The 332-nt window shown below is 64.5% G+C and carries 1 protein-coding gene; it reads right to left on the reverse strand.

Features of this window, described 5'->3' with window-relative positions:
* The coding region (locus tag TL10_RS29360) for an oxidoreductase (protein ID WP_043988462.1) at positions 1-332 on the reverse strand (332 nt) is incomplete at both ends.

Raw genomic sequence — 332 nt, forward strand, 5'->3', positions numbered from 1 at the left:
CCGGTCACCACACAGTGGGTGTGGCTGTAGATGGTCGGCATGCACAGATTGCAGTGTGTGCAGCCCGATTTGACGCTGCGGTCCGCTTGAATCCGGTTGAGCAGATCCGGTTCGGCCAGCAGAGCACGGCCCATCGCGACGAACTCGAATCCCTCCGCCATCGCCAGGTCCATGGTCTCGCGGTTGGTGATGCCGCCGAGCAGGATCAGCGGCATCTTGAGCTCGGCCCGGAACTGGCGGGCGTCGCGCAGCAGGTAGGCCTCGCGGTAGGGGTACTCGCGGAAGAACTTGTGGCCGCTCATCCGGATGCCCCAGCTGATCGGCGGCTTGAA

The sequence above is a fragment of the Mycolicibacterium llatzerense genome (assembly GCF_000878195.1).
Taxonomy (GTDB): Bacteria; Actinomycetota; Actinomycetes; order Mycobacteriales; family Mycobacteriaceae; genus Mycobacterium; species Mycobacterium llatzerense.